Raw genomic sequence first — 15,545 nt, forward strand, 5'->3', positions numbered from 1 at the left:
GTGTACCGAAGATTCTATGTTCGACCTGTTTGAATTACTGGAAGGTGATTATGATACAAACGGTGAGTGGATAGATATTGATAATACCGGCGCCCTGGAAGGAGATTTCATAGATCCATCAATGCTTAGCGTAGGTGATTACAATTTTGAATATCGGGTAGAAGATTCTGCTTGTCCGGTAAGCGCCACTGTAACAGTAAACATCAATGATGACTGTGTGGTATTACCATGCGGACTTGAAGATATTCAATCCAGTATCTCAAAAGCGGTAACTCCTAATGGTGATAACAGAAACGATTATTTCGAGATCGATTTTGCCGACGAATGCGGGTTCACTTATGATGTGATGATCTTTAACCGCTGGGGCGCCAAGATCTTTGAATCTGATAATTACCAGAACAACTGGGATGGCCAGTCTAATAAATCGGCTACCAGCTCAAACCAGTTACCTTCAGGAACCTATTACTATATTCTGAAAATCAGGAATAGTGGATTCGAACCCATTCAAGGTTACATTTATCTAGGAACAAAATAAAAAAGGGAAACCATGAAAAAAGTATATCTAATCATATTGATACTGTTTGTTGCCATGCCCGCATCTGCGCAACAGCTCCCTCAGTTTACACAGTATATGTATAACACCATATCTATAAACCCCGCCTATGCGGGAAGCAGGGACGGTTTTTCAATAACTGCGTTAAACCGAAACCAATGGGCAGGTATAAACGGAGCACCAAATACCCAAACCTTATCAATACATTCTCCCTTGAGAAACGATAAGGTTGGGTTAGGCCTCTCGGTAATTAATGACAAAGCTGGATACGAAAACTACACCTACCTATACAGTGACTTTTCCTATCGTTTGGACCTGAGTGCTGATGTTTCCCTTAACCTGGGACTAAAAGGAGGATTTAGTTATTATAACCTCGACAGAGATCTTTTTACAGAACCAAACGTTGTGGATGATCCATTTTTTCAGGATCGTTTCAACAAATGGACTCCGAATTTTGGGATTGGGTTCTACCTCTCTGCCCAGGATTGGTATTTAGGAGCTTCAGCGCCGAAACTTATCAATAATAACAATCACGAGTTTAGCGAGTACCTGGCAATGGAACAAGTGCATTATTATTTCACAGGAGGCTATGTATTCGATCTTAGTGATAATGTGAAATTAAGGCCCACTGGTTTGGTGAAACTAACTTCCGGTGCTCCCCTTTCGGTAGATATCTCGAGTACTTTCATTTTTAATGAAAAATTTTATCTGGGAGGAACTTACAGAATAGATGATGCCCTGGGTGCTTTTCTGGATGTAGAAATCTTTGACGGTTTCAGAGCTGGTTATGCCTATGAATACTCCATTTCAGATATAAGACCTTACACCTCGGGTTCTCACGAGATCCTGTTGATCTATGAATTCAGATTTAAAAACACCCGTTATAAATCTCCCCGATTTTTCTAATATAAAAGCTGCTTATTATGAAAACAAATTACTATCTGATATTAGTTCTCCTTCTTGCCGGGTTCAGCCTACAGGCACAGAAAGGAAAACAGAAAAAAGCAGACAGACTATATAATGATCTTGCTTATTTTGAGGCAGTAGAGGTTTATAAAGAGCTTATTGAAAACGATTACAATACCATAGACAATAAGCAAAAACTCGCCGACTCCTATCTGCAACTTCGCAGTCCTGAAAATGCGGTCTTTTATTATGAAGACATTATAGATGAACCTGATATCTCACCTGAGTATTATTATAAATATGCTCAGGCACTCCGGGCAGTTAAGCGCTATGATGAATCCCGCGAATGGGTAAAAAAATATCTGGCCAGCAATGGTAAATCCCGAGCAGCCCAAAATATGTTGGAGGAGAAAGAAAAAGGGATAAACACAACCTATACCCTGGAAGAAGCAGCTTTTAATTCTGAATTCAGTGATTTTGGTGCTTTTGAAAGAGGAGGTAAAATGTATATCGTTTCGGCTCGTGCTGAAGGGGTTCCGGTGAAAAAACGTGTTTACTCATGGACCGGCGAGCCTTTCCTGAATATCTATGAGGTAAATCCTGAAACAAATGAAGTTATGGCCGTTGGCGGCGATGTTAACACCAAACTTCACGATGGTCCGGCGGTGATTTCGCCAGACGGAAATACCATGTATTTTACACGAAATAATTATTTCAATAACCGGGAAGGTAAACGCGACAAAAATGCCACTAATCACTTAAAGATCTATAAGGCCAGCCTAAGCGGAAATTCCTGGAGAAATGTCACTGAACTTGCTATTAATCACAATGAGTATTCGGTAGGTCACCCAGCGCTCTCCCCCGATGGCAACACGTTGTATTTCACTTCTGATATGCCCGGCGGATTTGGCGGCACCGATATTTATAAGGTGGAGATCAAGGGAGAGTCATTAGGGGAACCTGAAAATCTTGGACAGAATATCAATACCGAGCAGGATGAGAGTTTCCCATTTGTAGATGAAGAGGGAATGCTTTATTTCTCCTCCAATGGTCACGGCGGATTTGGATTCTTTGATATTTTTCGCGTAAACCTGGATAATTCCAATCCTGAAGTCAAAAATCTGGGAGAGCCTGTAAATTCTAATCTTGATGATTTTGCATTTTTTAAATCTTCGGAACAAAACACAGGATATATCTCCTCCAACAGAGAAGGAAATGATAATATCTATGGTTTCAATCAGCTTAATCCGCTTGTTTTAAAGGGCAAAGTAACCGATGCTATTAATGATAAGCCAATTGGAAGTGCAACGATTAGAATCTTTGATGAAAACGAAGAGCAAATTGCCTTTCTTACAACCGATGAAGATGGGAATTACCGATCGGAAGTTGCGCGGAACAAAGAATTACCCCTGGAGGCAAAACAAATTGAATATAAAGAATTCACCACAACCATAAATACCCGCAACAGTGATGAATTAGAGGAGATAGAATACAATATTAGTCTGCAGCCGGTTAAGGATGTGGAATATCTGGCTGAAATCGATAATATATATTTCGATTTTGATAAGAGCAACATACGAAAAGATGCAGCCCTGGAACTCGATAAACTGGTGGAGCTTATGAAGAACAAGTATCCTGATTTGGTGATTGAAATTGGAGCTCACACCGATTTACGCGGAAGCGAGCAATATAATGAAAAGTTAGCTGAAAGAAGGGCCCAATCAACAAGACAATACCTGATTGATAATGGTATAGACAAAAAGAGAATTTATGCAGCTAAAGGTTATGGGGAAAGGGAACCGGCTATAGACTGCGAGCGATGTACAAGGGAAGAACATCAACTTAACAGGCGCTCGATGTTTAAGGTCGTTAAGATGAATTAAAATCTACCCTGCCCCAACCAAAAAGGTTCAGCTGTTATGGCTGAACCTTTTTATTAATAATGAAAACAAGTACTACCTTCTTACAAATATATTGGTGAAGTAATTTCTGCCTTCTTCATCTTCTACTACAGAAACCCCAAAGTGGGTAAAGTTAGATTCAATATTTTCCCGGTGGCCATCGCTTTTTATCCAGGCCCTTACCACGGCATCGGCAGTATGATAACCATAGGCAACATTTTCACTTACTGCTTTTGCAGCTATGCTATTTACAAGCGCAGTGTAGCGCTCTCCAAAGTTATCATGGCTTACCTTTCCGGTTTCTACCATATAATAATTATGATCTTCTGCTTCCAGGGAAATTTCGCCCAACGGACTAAGTTCTTTTAAATCCTGTTCCTTGCGATACTCGTTAATTCCCGAAAGGATATCTTTTTCAATATCGGTGTATATGTAGTTCACCGATGTTTTTGCGATATGATCGACGGAGTTTATCTCCTCGTCAACACTCTCTTTTGCACACGAAACCAACACTAAAGCGCTGAAAACAAGCAAAATAAATCTTGATGTACTTTTTCTCATAGGTTAGCATGTTAGACTTGAGGGACGATAAAAGTACGTATTTAATCGATAAAAAACATTTCAATAAATGTCATTCATCGATTTTAGGAAATATTTAACACTTTATTGTAAGTTTTATACTACAATACCAATGCAGGCTATTTATTAATATCTGATTTGTAGGAAATTAGCTCATAAAGCTATTCAAAAAGTATTTCCAGACCATCATCGGCAAGTTCACTTGGAGGAAATATACTTTGTGCTTCTTTCTTAAATAAATCAATGCTCTCGTACCGGGTAGAATAATGGCCAAGAATAAGCCTGCCCACCTCTGCCTCAAGAGCAATTTTTGCAGCCTGTTTGGCCGTGCTGTGCTGGGTTGGTTCTGCCAGATGAGCATCTGATTCAAGGAAAGTTGATTCGTGATACAGCGCAGTTACCCCTTTGATTTGAGAAGTAATCTCTGGCTTATAAATGGTATCACTACAGTAGGCATAACTTTTAGGTTCAGGCGGATCTGCTGTGACTAAAGCATTGGATATTAACTTTCCGTCTTCAGCAATCACATCTTTTCCCTTTTTTAAGCTTTTATAAAGGGCAACATCAATCTTATACTTTTCTGCCTTATCTATTAAAAGCTTTCTATCGCCCGGCTTTTCTTTAAACAAAAACCCATTGGTATAAACCCGGTGCTTAAGCGGAATAGTTTCTACCATAATACGTTCATCATCAAAAATAACTTCAGGTATTTTTTTGGTGAGTTCGTGAAAATACAATGGATAATTTGTCCAGGATTTAGAAAGCTTTAATTGTAGAAGGATTATTTCCTTTACGCCTTGCGGTCCATAAACATGGAGTTCATTCTCGCGCTTTAAAAGCATAAAGGTAGAGATAAGCCCCACCAGGCCATAAAAATGATCTCCATGAAGATGAGATATGAAAATGTGGTTTATTTTGGAGAATTTTATTTTATTTCTCCTTAATTGAACCTGGGTGCCTTCTCCACAATCTATGAGAAAAAGATGATTCCCTATCTCAAGTACCTGAGAGCTGGGATTAGTAAAACTCCGGGGAGTAGCGGCATAACAACCGAGAATGGTAAGTTTCATTCAAAACTTTTTAAAATCCAAGTTCCCGCTGAATCTCGTCCATTTGTATCACATCCTTGGCTTCCTGAAGAGAGGGTACAACACATAACTCATCAGGTATTTTTTCAATAGGAATAGCCTTGTTAATAATCACAAAAGACTTTTTATCTTCTTTGTGTACATTAGAAAGCTCAAGGAAACTAAGCAACTCCTCCAATTCCAGCTTTTCATAAGAAGAAATATCGAGGATAAGATTGTCGTTTTTAAATTCATCATGCCTCGTAGTGAGATCTGAAGCAAATTCTGCAATAGAATTTTGGCTGGCTTTAATTAAAATATGATTATCTTCTTTCTTTATCTTCATAGCTTAACAATTAAAAACTACCTGGATTTATTTAGACAATTCAGGTTTCTTTCCTTAAAGTTAATAAAAATGCTTTACTGTTTAATCTTAGAGGCAAGCAAATAAATAACAGCCATTCTTACAGCAACACCATTTTGTACCTGGTCCAGGATAATAGCATTATCTGAATCGGCTACGTCACTGGTAATTTCAACTCCGCGGTTAATGGGTCCGGGGTGCATAATCACGATTTCATTATCCAGGCTATCAAGCAACTTTTTATTCAACCCAAATTGTTGCGTGTATTCTCTGGTGCTGGGAAAATAACTAATTTCCATTCGTTCGTTTTGTACCCTTAGCATATTTGCTACATCACACCATTCCAGGGCTTTTCTTAAATCGGTTTCCACCTTCACGCCCAGGGATTCAATGTGTTTTGGAATTAAAGTTTTTGGACCACAAACCTTTACTTCAGCACCCTGTAACTTCAAAGCAAAAATATTGGAAAGGGCCACCCTGCTATGTAGAATATCTCCAACAATTACTATTTTTTTTCCTTCAACACTGCCCAATCGTTCCCTAATTGAATAGGAGTCCAGCAAGGCCTGAGTTGGATGCTCGTGAGCGCCATCACCTGCATTAATAATACTGGCTTTCACGTGTTTTGAAAGGAAGATACCGGCTCCGGGATTTGGGTGGCGCATTACCACCATATCCACCTTCATTGAAAGAATATTGTTAACTGTATCTATAAGTGTCTCCCCTTTTTTTACTGAAGAGGAAGCCGCCGAAAAATTGATCACATCGGCGCTAAGTCGTTTTTCTGCCAGTTCAAAAGAAAGCCGGGTTCGGGTTGAATTTTCAAAAAAAAGGTTGGCAATAGTGATATCCCTTAAGGAAGGAACTTTTTTAATGGGCCTGTTAATAACTTCTTTGAAGTGGTCGGCAGTTTTGAATATTAGCTTAATATCCTCCTTCTTAAGGTATTTTATACCCAATAAGTGGTTTACACTAAGTTCACTCATCTATTTCTTTCTTTTACTTTCATTATTCCGAAATGAGATAAACCACATCTTCCCCTTCGTTCTCTTTCCAGTTTACCTTAACCTTTTCCTCATTAATTGCATCAACCTGCCTTCCGCTGTAATCTGGTTGAATAGGCAAATGCCGGCTAAACCTCCGGTCTATGAGGCTCATAAGCTCTATCTCTTTTGGCCGGCCAAAGGACTGTATTGCGGTTAATGCGGCTCTGGTGCTTCTGCCGGTATACAAAACGTCATCTATAAATATTACCCGTTTATCTTCAACTACAAAATCTATTTTGGTCTTATTGGCTTCCAGCGGTTTGTCGCTTCTGCGGAAATCATCCCGGTAAAATGTTATATCGAGATGTCCCAACTTCAGATCCTCAAGTTTATATTCCTCCTGAAGAATTTTTAGAATTCTTTCTGCAAGGTAAACTCCCCGGGGCTGAATCCCAATGAGTACTGAATCTTTAAAATTGGTATGATTTTCTACTAATTGACAAGCCAGCCGGTGCAAAATAATATCTATTTCTTTAGAAGTAAGCAATACTTTCTGGCTCATAGGTCGTCACTAAGAAAAGGTTGGTATACAAAAGTAAACTTTTTTCTTATTTTGATAGGAGAATTAAGCCCGATTATTAAAGAAGAATTATTTGTCTAATTTTAGTCAGCTTATAATATACCTCCCGGAGAAAATGCCCGAATTTCCTTCTTCAGTATTAAGAAAAATTTAATCCTGTCTGGAGTAGATAGTGAAATATAATTCTTAATTTCAAGCATAAAAATTAAATATTATGAGCTATTATTTTAATACGACACTAAAGAATACCTCTTTTGAAGATGCTTTGGAAAAAGTAACTGCAGAACTAAAAAAAGAAGGTTTTGGGGTACTTACAGAAATTGATGTAAAGGAAACCCTTAAAAAGAAAATTGATGTAGAATTTAAAAAATACAAGATTCTGGGCGCGTGCAATCCACATTTTGCGCATAAGGCTTTAACCAAAGAAGATAAAATTGGTGTGCTTCTACCCTGCAACGTAGTGGTAGAAGAAAACGACAACGGCGAGATCGAAGTTTCGGCTGTTGACCCAATTGCTTCTATGCAAGCTGCAGATAATGATGACCTTCGCGGTATCGCAACCGAAGTTCAGGATAAGATGAAAAAAATTATTGCAAACCTTAATTAAATGAACACCCCGCTTCAGCTTTAATCTGAAGTTTTTACCTAAGGGCTAATCTTTGATAGTTTTAGTATTTATACGGAAACTACCAAACTTTAGCCCTTGTTTTATTCGGCGTTTTGGCGTAAATTATTACAAGTTTCAGAACCAGTAATTATGACCAAGCGACACACCTATGATACTGCCAGTGAAGCCATTAACGACCTTATCCGCAGGGGTTACACTACCGAACTTACTTTGCTAGCCGATAAAAACTGCATCATTTGCAACCATTCCTCTGTCGAACTCTCTCCCAACGATTTTGAAATCGACGAAATCTACCGTTTTGAAGGAAATACCGATCCCGGCGATGAAATGATCGTTTTTGGTGTTTCTTCAGAAAAACACAAGGTAAAAGGTGTCCTGGTAAATGCTTTTGGTGTTTACAGCGAGAATACGACCTCTGATATTACAAAAAAACTACAAATGCATATTTAAAATGTAAGCCTCCAAATGGCCGAACCCCCGCATAATATTCAGGGATTAACTCCTGGGCAGGTTACAACTTCACGTGCCACCCACGGACGCAATAAATTGCATTTGAAAAAAGAAACTCCAATTTGGGATGCACTTGAAACAGTTCTAAGTGAGCCAATGATTCTCCTGCTGTTCGCCGCAGCATTTATATATTTTCTTACCGGTAATCATGATGATGGTATCTTTCTTTCCGCAGCTATCGTTTTGGTAGCGACCATATCACTCTACCAGGATGCACGAAGCCGTAGCGCACTCGAAAAACTTAAAGCCTTTACCCGGCCCACCTGCCAGGTAATTCGTGATGGAAAGACCCTGGACATCAATATCAGTGAAATCGTCATAGGCGATTTTATAATAGTAAATGAAGGAAGCAGTATCCCTGCCGACGCAGAAATCATTCAGTCTAATGATTTCTCGGTAAATGAATCCATCCTTACGGGTGAAGCTTTCTCGGTTCCCAAATCTCCTGAAACCAAGGATAACAAAATCTATATGGGAACACAGGTTGAAACCGGCTTGGCTGTTGCAAGAGTTGTCGCTATCGGCAATAAAACTCAATTGGGTAAAATAGGTAAAAGCCTGGAAGAGCTTAGTCAGGAAAAAACCCCGTTGGAAATCCAGATCAATAATTTTGTAAAAAAGATGGTTCTCGCCGGGACTGTGGTTTTCATTATGGTTTGGACCATAAATTACATAAGGACAATCGATGTTCTCGAAAGTCTGCTAATGGCGCTAACTCTTGCCATGAGTATCCTTCCTGAAGAAATTCCTGTAGCTTTTACCACTTTTATGGCCATGGGTGCCTGGAGATTGATGAAATTGGGAATTGTGGTGAAGCAAATGAAAACCGTAGAGACCCTGGGCAGTGCCACGGTGATTTGTACCGATAAAACCGGCACCATCACTCAGAATAAAATGAGCCTTGCAAAAGTTTATACTCTGCAAGATGGTGTCATTGAGATTACAGGAACTAATCTCTCTTCTGAAATAATAGAATTACTGAAAACCGCGATGTGGGCAAGCGAACCTATCCCTTTTGATGCGATGGAAGTCGCCCTGCACAATTCCTATGAGGAAAATATTATCCCCGACCGCAGAGCTGAATTCAAAATGTTTCATGAATATCCCCTCGGAGGAAAACCTCCTATGATGACTCATATTTTTGAAAATGAAAAAGGAGAAAGGATTATAGCAGCAAAAGGCGCCCCCGAAGCCATTCTGGAAGTTTCAGTATTAGAGACAGAAGAAAAGAATAAAATCCTGGAAATTATTGATGAGCTCGCCAAAAAAGGCTTTCGACTCCTGGGAGTGGCCGCCACTGATTTCAGGGGAAATAGTTTCCCTAAGCGTCAGCAGGATTTCGAATTCAATTTTAAAGGCCTGGTGGGCTTTTATGATCCTCCAAAGGCTAATATCGGAAAGGTTTTTCAGGATTTCTATTCCGCAGGGATAAAAGTAAAAATCGTAACGGGAGACAATCCTGAAACCACTGCAGCTGTAGCACGACAGGTAGGATTTATCGATCATAAGAAAGTGATCACCGGTGCCGATTTGATGCAAATGGACGAAACTAAACTCAAATCAAGTTTGAATGAATACGGAATTTTCGCCAGGATGTTTCCTGAAGCAAAACTCCGAATAATAGAGGCATTCAAGGCTAACGGAGAAATTGTTGCTATGACGGGAGATGGGGTGAATGACGGGCCGGCACTAAAAGCTTCTCATATTGGAATCGCTATGGGTAAAAAAGGCAGTGAGATAGCGAAACAAGCTGCTTCGCTTATTCTCCAGGAAGATGATCTTTCAAAAATGGTGCAAGCCGTAGAAATTGGAAGAAAGATCTACACCAACCTGAAGAAAGCAATACAATATATCATTTCCATTCATATTCCAATAATTCTCACCGTATTTATCCCCTTGGCCCTGGCCTGGAAATATCCCGCAATATTTTCTCCGGTGCATATCATTTTTCTCGAATTAATTATGGGCCCTACCTGCTCTATTATCTATGAAAACGAGCCCCCTGAAAAAAACAGCATGCTAAAAAAACCACGTCCCTTCACCAATACATTTTTCAACAGAAAAGAACTGACAATAAGTATTATTCAGGGATTGATAATCACTGTAGGCTGCCTTTTTATTTACCGGTTTGCTGTTGAAAATGCCTGGGATGAAAACACTACGCGAACAATGGTTTTTAGCTGTCTGATTTCAGCTAATATTTTTCTGACACTGGTAAACCGTTCATTTTATTATTCAGCCTGGGATACTTTAAAATATAAGAATATTCTGGTTCCCCTTATCATTGGTATAAGTGTACTTATCACCGGCCTTATTATTTACATTCCATTCTTTTCCGGTTTCTTTGATTTTGAAAAACTTAATCTACAACAATTAAGTTTGAGCATAATTACAGGCTTTATATCGGTGATCTGGTTTGAAGGTTTAAAGTATTTTAGACGAAAGAAGCCTCTGCAAGCTTAGAAAATTTGGCATAAATTTCTATATTTTACCATTAATTTAACCGGATTTACGCCTGAATTTTATTTCTTTAAGTATGGAAACAATGGAGAATAAAATCCTTGGCTTACATCATATCACAGCAATCGCGGGAGACCCCCAAAAGAACTACGATTTCTACACCAAGGTGCTTGGTCTCCGAATGGTCAAAAAGACTGTGAATTTTGATGATCCACAAACCTATCATTTTTACTTCGGAAATGAAACCGGTTCACCCGGCACCATCCTTACTTTTTTCCCATGGCCCAGAGCCAAAAAAGGAAAAAACGGTGTAGGAATGGCTACTGAAATAGGTTATTCAGTTCCCGAAGGAAGCCTGAATTTCTGGCAGAAGCGTTTTGATAAATATAAAGTTCGCTATGAAAACATCTCTGAAGAATTTGGCGAGAAATTTCTTCCCTTTGAAGATCCCGATGGACTGAAACTGAAGCTTATAATCTCCGGTACTAAGGATTCGCGCGAAGGCTGGGAGATAAACGAAATCAAGAAAGATGTTGCTCTAAAGGGTTTTCATAGTGTTACTCTAAACCTATACAACCAGGTTCCCACCGCAGCAATACTTACCCATATTTTTAATTATAAGTTAAAGAAACAAGAAGGAACCCGTTTCCGTTATAGTACAGATGAGGTGGAAAATGCATCAATAATAGACTTATTAGAAGCTACAAATCCCGAAAAGGGAATTAATGCTGCAGGTACTAACCATCACATTGCTTTTAGAGTTAAGGATGAATTATCCCAGGAATTTTTCAGAAAAAAGATCATTGATGCTGGACTGAATATCACTGGGAAAATAGATCGCGATTATTTCTTTTCTCTTTATTTCAGAGAACCTGGAGGAGTACTTTTTGAAATTGCAACCGACAATCCGGGCTTTACCCGTGACGAATCACCTGAAGACCTGGGTAGTAGCCTGAAACTACCCGAAAAATTTGAACCTTCCCGGGAAAGGATTGAAAATTTATTACCAAAACTTAGTCATTAGATTATGCACAAGAAAGATCTGCACACTGCTGGAAAGGACCTTAAAAAAGCTAAAAAGGTACTTATCCTTTTACACGGGCGAGGGGCTACAGCAAAAAATATTTTAGATTTGGAATCCCATTTGCCTTTAAATGATTTTGCCATGATAGCCCCGCAGGCAACGAATCAAACCTGGTATCCCTATTCTTTTCTCGCACCGATAAATGAAAATGAACCCTGGCTTTCTTCTGCCCTGGAACTCCTCAGGGATATTTTAGAAGATCTATTAGGAAAAGGCTTTCATTCCAGGGATATTTACCTTTTGGGGTTTTCACAAGGTGCCTGCCTCTGCCTTGAGTTTGCAGCGCGAAATGCCCGCAGATACGGTGGGATAGCAGCTTTCACCGGTGGATTGATAGGAGAAACCCTGGATCCGGAAAATTATTCCGGAGATTTTGAAGCTACCCCTGTTTTTATTGGTACCGGAGATCCTGATACTCATGTCCCTGTAGGACGTGTTAAGAGGTCGGCTGAGATCTTAAATAATATGAATGCCGATGTCAGCCTGAAAATCTATGAAAACCGGCCTCATACTATTTCAGAAAATGAACTGGAACTAGCAAGAGATATAATTTTTTATCAAAATTGAACATATATAATTTAAATTTGAAACTGTTCTTGTTTTGGTCTCTGTATTCATATTTTATTGTAACAAATGTAACTGTGGCGGTTTTACAAACACTGTATTTTTGCAGCTGAAAAAACATGCAGTTACTAAACAATAATAAACTTATTATAGCCGGATTAGGTGTTGGGGCACTTGCCGGATTTATTTATTTCAGTACCATTGGTTGTGAAAGCGGAGGGTGTGCAATAACATCAGATCCCGTGAACGCTACTTTATATGGTGCTTTTATGGGTGCCTTATTGTTTAGCAGTTTTAAGAAAAAACCGAAAAAGAAAAACAATATGGATTTTACTCAAATGATTAAAGATGGGGCCACTGTTATCGATGTACGTACAAGACCCGAATTTGCAGGAGGACACGTCGCTGAATCATTAAATATTCCTTTACAGGAATTAAATAAGCATATGGATGAGATAAAAGCTCAAAAACAGCCGCTCATTCTTTGTTGCAGAACCGGAAACCGTAGTGGTATTGCCACTCAAATGCTTTACCAAATGGGAATTGAATGCTATAACGGTGGAGCCTGGGAAGAAGTGAATTACCATCAGGCACAGGCGCAAGCTGCTGAAGCGGAGAAATAATCGGGAAGAACTGGTTTGGTTCTTCTTATAAAACTATAAATATGGAATCACAAGCACACTATTATAATCTGGACCTGGAATGGACAGAAACAAGAAAGGGGAAAATTTCTTCTCCTCAACTGAACGAAGAAATAGAAGTAGCCACTCCCCCTGAATTCCCAGGAGGGATCGAAGGCATATGGTCGCCGGAACACCTCTTTACCGCCTCTGTAGTAAGCTGTTTTATGACTTCGTTCACGGCAGTCGCTGAATATTCAAAACTTGATTTTGAAAGCTTGAAATGCCCTGGTGTAGGAAAGATGGAACGCATCGATAAGAAGTTCATCATGAGTGAGGTTGTTCTTAAACCTGAACTGATTATTAAAAATGCAAAAGATGAAGAAAAAGCAATGAAATTGTTGCACAAAGCCGAGGAGATTTGCCTTATCACAAGATCGATCAAGACCGAAGTGAAAATGGAGGCTACAGTTAAAATTACTGAATCTGTTTGATGATTACCTTCCAATTATTTTTGAAAGAACCGGAATTTTTTTCCGGTTTTTTTATGCTTTTATCTGAGGAAACTTTCTGCTCTCCTATTGATAAGCTTATTAGGCAAAGATAAAAGAATAAGAGCTGGAAGCTGCAGACAGGTATTTTCTTCTAAAACCAAAGCCAAACTGGCTACAGAAATCTGAAAGGATTTGGCTAAAGGAATTCCCCGAAAGAATAATAAAGAGGATGTTTGCTCGAAAAATTTTTTCTTAAGTGGAAAAGTAAATTAGTTGAGATTTATAAAACAAAAAAACCTCCTTAGCGAACTAAGGAGGTTTTTGTTTAGGATTAAATATCAGGATTTATTTTCCTTCCATTTTATCTTTTAAAGCCTGAAGATCGGCATTAACATCACCAATAGTGGTTTTGTCTTTAGTTTGCGTAGCTGCTTTCTTAGCAGCTTGCTTAACTATTTGCTGCTCTTCTTCTTTGTGAATAGCCATATGAGAAGCTACCACTCTTTTAAATTCCTTATTAAATTCAATGATCTGGAATTCTGCAGATTCACCTTTAGTTAATTTGTTACCGTCTTCTTTTTCAAGATGTCTGGTTGGAACAAATGCAGTGATATCTTCATTAAATTCTATAGTTGCACCTTTGTCTACGATCTCTGCGATCTCTGCGGTGTGTTTAGTACCAACAGCGAACTCAGTTTCGTATTTATCCCATGGGTTATCCTCAACCTGCTTGTGACCAAGGCTTAACTTACGTCCTTCAACGTCTAACTCAAGAACTACGACTTCAAGCTCATCACCTACGTTAGTAAATTCTGATGGATGCTTGATTTTCTTAGTCCAGGATAGATCAGAGATATAGATAAGTCCGTCGATTCCTTCCTCCAACTCTACGAATACACCAAAGTTGGTGAAGTTACGTACAATTCCTTTGTGTTTAGAACCAACAGGATATTTAGTAGTAATATCTGTCCATGGGTCTGGAGTTAATTGCTTAATTCCAAGAGACATTTTACGGTCTTCACGGTCTAAAGTTAAAATTTGAGCCTCAACCTCATCTCCAACATTTACGAAATCCTGAGCTGAACGCAGGTGCGTGCTCCATGACATTTCCGAAACGTGGATAAGACCTTCAACACCTTCAGCAACTTCAATAAATGCACCGTAATCTGCGATTACAACTACTTTACCTTTTACTTTGTCTCCAACCTTAAGGTTTTCGTCAAGAGCTTCCCATGGGTGTTTACTTAATTGCTTAAGACCAAGTTGGATTCTTGTTTTAGCTTCATCAAAGTCAAGAATTACAACGTTTAGTTTTTGATCAAGTTCAACGATCTCATTTGGATGATTGATACGAGACCAGCTAAGGTCGGTAATGTGAACAAGTCCATCAACTCCTCCAAGGTCAACAAATACTCCGTAAGAAGTGATGTTTTTAACAGTACCTTCCAGTACCTGACCTTTTTCAAGCTGACCAATAATTTCTTTCTTCTGTTCTTCGATATCGGCTTCAATAAGCGCTTTGTGAGAAACAACAACGTTTTTAAATTCGTGGTTGATTTTCACAACTTTGAATTCCATTGTTTTTCCTACGTAAGCATCGTAATCACGGATAGGCTTCACGTCTATTTGAGAACCTGGCAAGAATGCCTCAATTCCAAATACATCTACGATCATACCACCTTTAGTACGACATTTCACAAAACCGTTTACGATAAGACCTTCATCGTGGGCTTTATTCACACGATCCCAGGCTTGAATAACACGAGCCTTACGGTGAGAAAGAACCAATTGACCAGTAGAATCTTCACGAACATCGATCAACACCTCTACTTCATCCCCTACTTTTAGGTCTGGGTTGTAACGAAATTCGTTAAGAGAAATCACACCTTCACTCTTGGCATTGATGTCGATAATTGCATCACGATCGGTAAGATTTATCACTGTCCCGGTTACAACTTCATCATCTAAAGTGTCAACAAAATTTTCTGAAACTAATTTCTCAAATTCTTCCAGCTTTTTATCATCAATCGGGTCAATCCCCTCTTCATAATTGTGCCAGTTAAAATCTTCTAAGAATTTTTCAGGGTTTTCCTGTTGTTCGGTAATAGAAGGTTGCGAAGAATTATCCATTCCTGCTACTTCCTGAACTTCAGGAGTTTCCTGAACTTCTTGTTTTTTGTTTTCTTCAGCCATTGCTGATTAATTAATTTGTATCCTGTGCTTTCCCGGAAAAATTAGCAAATGAAACA

16 protein-coding genes are annotated in these 15,545 nt (G+C 39.0%); 10 read left to right on the forward strand and 6 right to left on the reverse strand.

The window, feature by feature from the left end:
- The 3 genes from VIM94_RS00650 to VIM94_RS00660 all read left to right on the forward strand — a co-directional run.
- Window positions 1–535, forward strand: a 535-nt coding sequence (locus VIM94_RS00650) for a gliding motility-associated C-terminal domain-containing protein (RefSeq protein WP_332037362.1), incomplete at its 5' end; no start/stop codon positions are given.
- A gap of 12 nt (window positions 536–547) precedes the next feature.
- Window positions 548–1,459, forward strand: a complete 912-nt coding sequence (locus VIM94_RS00655) for a type IX secretion system membrane protein PorP/SprF (protein ID WP_332037363.1) — start codon at window positions 548–550, stop codon at window positions 1,457–1,459.
- A gap of 17 nt (window positions 1,460–1,476) precedes the next feature.
- Window positions 1,477–3,342 (forward strand): OmpA family protein, encoded by a 1,866-nt coding sequence (locus VIM94_RS00660; protein ID WP_332037364.1) that lies wholly within the window; start codon window positions 1,477–1,479, stop codon window positions 3,340–3,342.
- A 72-nt stretch (window positions 3,343–3,414) separates the two neighbouring features.
- Here VIM94_RS00660 and VIM94_RS00665 read toward each other — a convergent pair whose 3' ends face one another.
- The 5 genes from VIM94_RS00665 to pyrR all read right to left on the reverse strand — a co-directional run bounded on the left by VIM94_RS00665 (window position 3,415) and on the right by pyrR (window position 6,918).
- Complete coding sequence (locus VIM94_RS00665) at window positions 3,415–3,921, reverse strand: CAP domain-containing protein (RefSeq protein ID WP_332037365.1); 507 nt, start codon at window positions 3,919–3,921, stop codon at window positions 3,415–3,417.
- Between the two features lie 179 nt (window positions 3,922–4,100).
- Window positions 4,101–5,009: a ribonuclease Z gene (locus VIM94_RS00670; protein WP_332037366.1), complete on the reverse strand. Its 909-nt coding sequence runs from the start codon at window positions 5,007–5,009 to the stop codon at window positions 4,101–4,103.
- Window positions 5,010–5,019: 10 nt separating this feature from the next.
- A complete protein-coding gene (locus tag VIM94_RS00675; RefSeq protein WP_332037367.1) occupies window positions 5,020–5,352 on the reverse strand; it encodes a ribonuclease Z in 333 nt (110 codons plus the stop codon).
- A gap of 74 nt (window positions 5,353–5,426) precedes the next feature.
- Window positions 5,427–6,356, reverse strand: a complete 930-nt coding sequence (locus VIM94_RS00680) for an aspartate carbamoyltransferase catalytic subunit (RefSeq protein ID WP_332037368.1) — start codon at window positions 6,354–6,356, stop codon at window positions 5,427–5,429.
- Window positions 6,357–6,378: 22 nt separating this feature from the next.
- Window positions 6,379–6,918, reverse strand: coding sequence for a bifunctional pyr operon transcriptional regulator/uracil phosphoribosyltransferase PyrR (pyrR, locus tag VIM94_RS00685; protein ID WP_332037369.1), 540 nt, complete (start codon window positions 6,916–6,918; stop codon window positions 6,379–6,381).
- 232 nt (window positions 6,919–7,150) lie between these two features.
- On the opposite strand from pyrR, the gene VIM94_RS00690 reads away from it, so the two are divergent.
- The 7 genes from VIM94_RS00690 (at window position 7,151) to VIM94_RS00720 (ending at window position 13,296) form a co-directional block, all read left to right on the forward strand.
- The gene (locus VIM94_RS00690; RefSeq protein WP_332037370.1) at window positions 7,151–7,543 is read left to right on the forward strand and encodes a DUF302 domain-containing protein; all 393 of its coding nucleotides are present in this window, start codon (window positions 7,151–7,153) and stop codon (window positions 7,541–7,543) included.
- A gap of 150 nt (window positions 7,544–7,693) precedes the next feature.
- Window positions 7,694–8,014: a phosphoribosylpyrophosphate synthetase gene (locus tag VIM94_RS00695; RefSeq protein ID WP_332037371.1), complete on the forward strand. Its 321-nt coding sequence runs from the start codon at window positions 7,694–7,696 to the stop codon at window positions 8,012–8,014.
- Window positions 8,015–8,029: 15 nt separating this feature from the next.
- Entirely contained in the window at window positions 8,030–10,537 is a 2,508-nt protein-coding gene (locus VIM94_RS00700) for a cation-translocating P-type ATPase (RefSeq protein ID WP_332037372.1), read from the forward strand.
- 82 nt (window positions 10,538–10,619) lie between these two features.
- Window positions 10,620–11,558: a ring-cleaving dioxygenase gene (locus VIM94_RS00705; RefSeq protein WP_332037373.1), complete on the forward strand. Its 939-nt coding sequence runs from the start codon at window positions 10,620–10,622 to the stop codon at window positions 11,556–11,558.
- A 3-nt stretch (window positions 11,559–11,561) separates the two neighbouring features.
- On the forward strand, window positions 11,562–12,185 hold the full coding sequence (locus VIM94_RS00710) for an alpha/beta hydrolase (RefSeq protein WP_332037374.1): 624 nt from the start codon (window positions 11,562–11,564) through the stop codon (window positions 12,183–12,185).
- 116 nt (window positions 12,186–12,301) lie between these two features.
- On the forward strand, window positions 12,302–12,805 hold the full coding sequence (locus VIM94_RS00715) for a rhodanese-like domain-containing protein (RefSeq protein ID WP_332037375.1): 504 nt from the start codon (window positions 12,302–12,304) through the stop codon (window positions 12,803–12,805).
- 41 nt (window positions 12,806–12,846) lie between these two features.
- Window positions 12,847–13,296, forward strand: a complete 450-nt coding sequence (locus tag VIM94_RS00720) for an OsmC family protein (RefSeq protein ID WP_332037376.1) — start codon at window positions 12,847–12,849, stop codon at window positions 13,294–13,296.
- A 345-nt stretch (window positions 13,297–13,641) separates the two neighbouring features.
- Here VIM94_RS00720 and rpsA read toward each other — a convergent pair whose 3' ends face one another.
- Window positions 13,642–15,489, reverse strand: coding sequence for a 30S ribosomal protein S1 (gene rpsA, locus VIM94_RS00725; protein ID WP_332037377.1), 1,848 nt, complete (start codon window positions 15,487–15,489; stop codon window positions 13,642–13,644).
- Window positions 15,490–15,545: the final 56 nt, after the last annotated feature.

The organism is Salegentibacter sp. (assembly GCF_036568425.1).
Lineage (GTDB): Bacteria > Bacteroidota > Bacteroidia > Flavobacteriales > Flavobacteriaceae > Salegentibacter.

Coding starts and splice junctions, on each gene's coding strand:
- VIM94_RS00695 (WP_332037371.1), top strand. CDS start 7,694: ATGACCAAGCGACACACCTATGATACTGCCAGTGAAGCCATTAACGAC.
- VIM94_RS00705 (WP_332037373.1), top strand. CDS start 10,620: ATGGAGAATAAAATCCTTGGCTTACATCATATCACAGCAATCGCGGGA.
- VIM94_RS00710 (WP_332037374.1), top strand. CDS start 11,562: ATGCACAAGAAAGATCTGCACACTGCTGGAAAGGACCTTAAAAAAGCT.
- VIM94_RS00720 (WP_332037376.1), top strand. CDS start 12,847: ATGGAATCACAAGCACACTATTATAATCTGGACCTGGAATGGACAGAA.
- VIM94_RS00715 (WP_332037375.1), top strand. CDS start 12,302: ATGCAGTTACTAAACAATAATAAACTTATTATAGCCGGATTAGGTGTT.
- rpsA (WP_332037377.1), bottom strand. CDS start 15,489: ATGGCTGAAGAAAACAAAAAACAAGAAGTTCAGGAAACTCCTGAAGTT.
- VIM94_RS00675 (WP_332037367.1), bottom strand. CDS start 5,352: ATGAAGATAAAGAAAGAAGATAATCATATTTTAATTAAAGCCAGCCAA.
- VIM94_RS00700 (WP_332037372.1), top strand. CDS start 8,030: ATGGCCGAACCCCCGCATAATATTCAGGGATTAACTCCTGGGCAGGTT.
- pyrR (WP_332037369.1), bottom strand. CDS start 6,918: ATGAGCCAGAAAGTATTGCTTACTTCTAAAGAAATAGATATTATTTTG.
- VIM94_RS00665 (WP_332037365.1), bottom strand. CDS start 3,921: ATGAGAAAAAGTACATCAAGATTTATTTTGCTTGTTTTCAGCGCTTTA.
- VIM94_RS00655 (WP_332037363.1), top strand. CDS start 548: ATGAAAAAAGTATATCTAATCATATTGATACTGTTTGTTGCCATGCCC.
- VIM94_RS00690 (WP_332037370.1), top strand. CDS start 7,151: ATGAGCTATTATTTTAATACGACACTAAAGAATACCTCTTTTGAAGAT.
- VIM94_RS00680 (WP_332037368.1), bottom strand. CDS start 6,356: ATGAGTGAACTTAGTGTAAACCACTTATTGGGTATAAAATACCTTAAG.
- VIM94_RS00670 (WP_332037366.1), bottom strand. CDS start 5,009: ATGAAACTTACCATTCTCGGTTGTTATGCCGCTACTCCCCGGAGTTTT.
- VIM94_RS00660 (WP_332037364.1), top strand. CDS start 1,477: ATGAAAACAAATTACTATCTGATATTAGTTCTCCTTCTTGCCGGGTTC.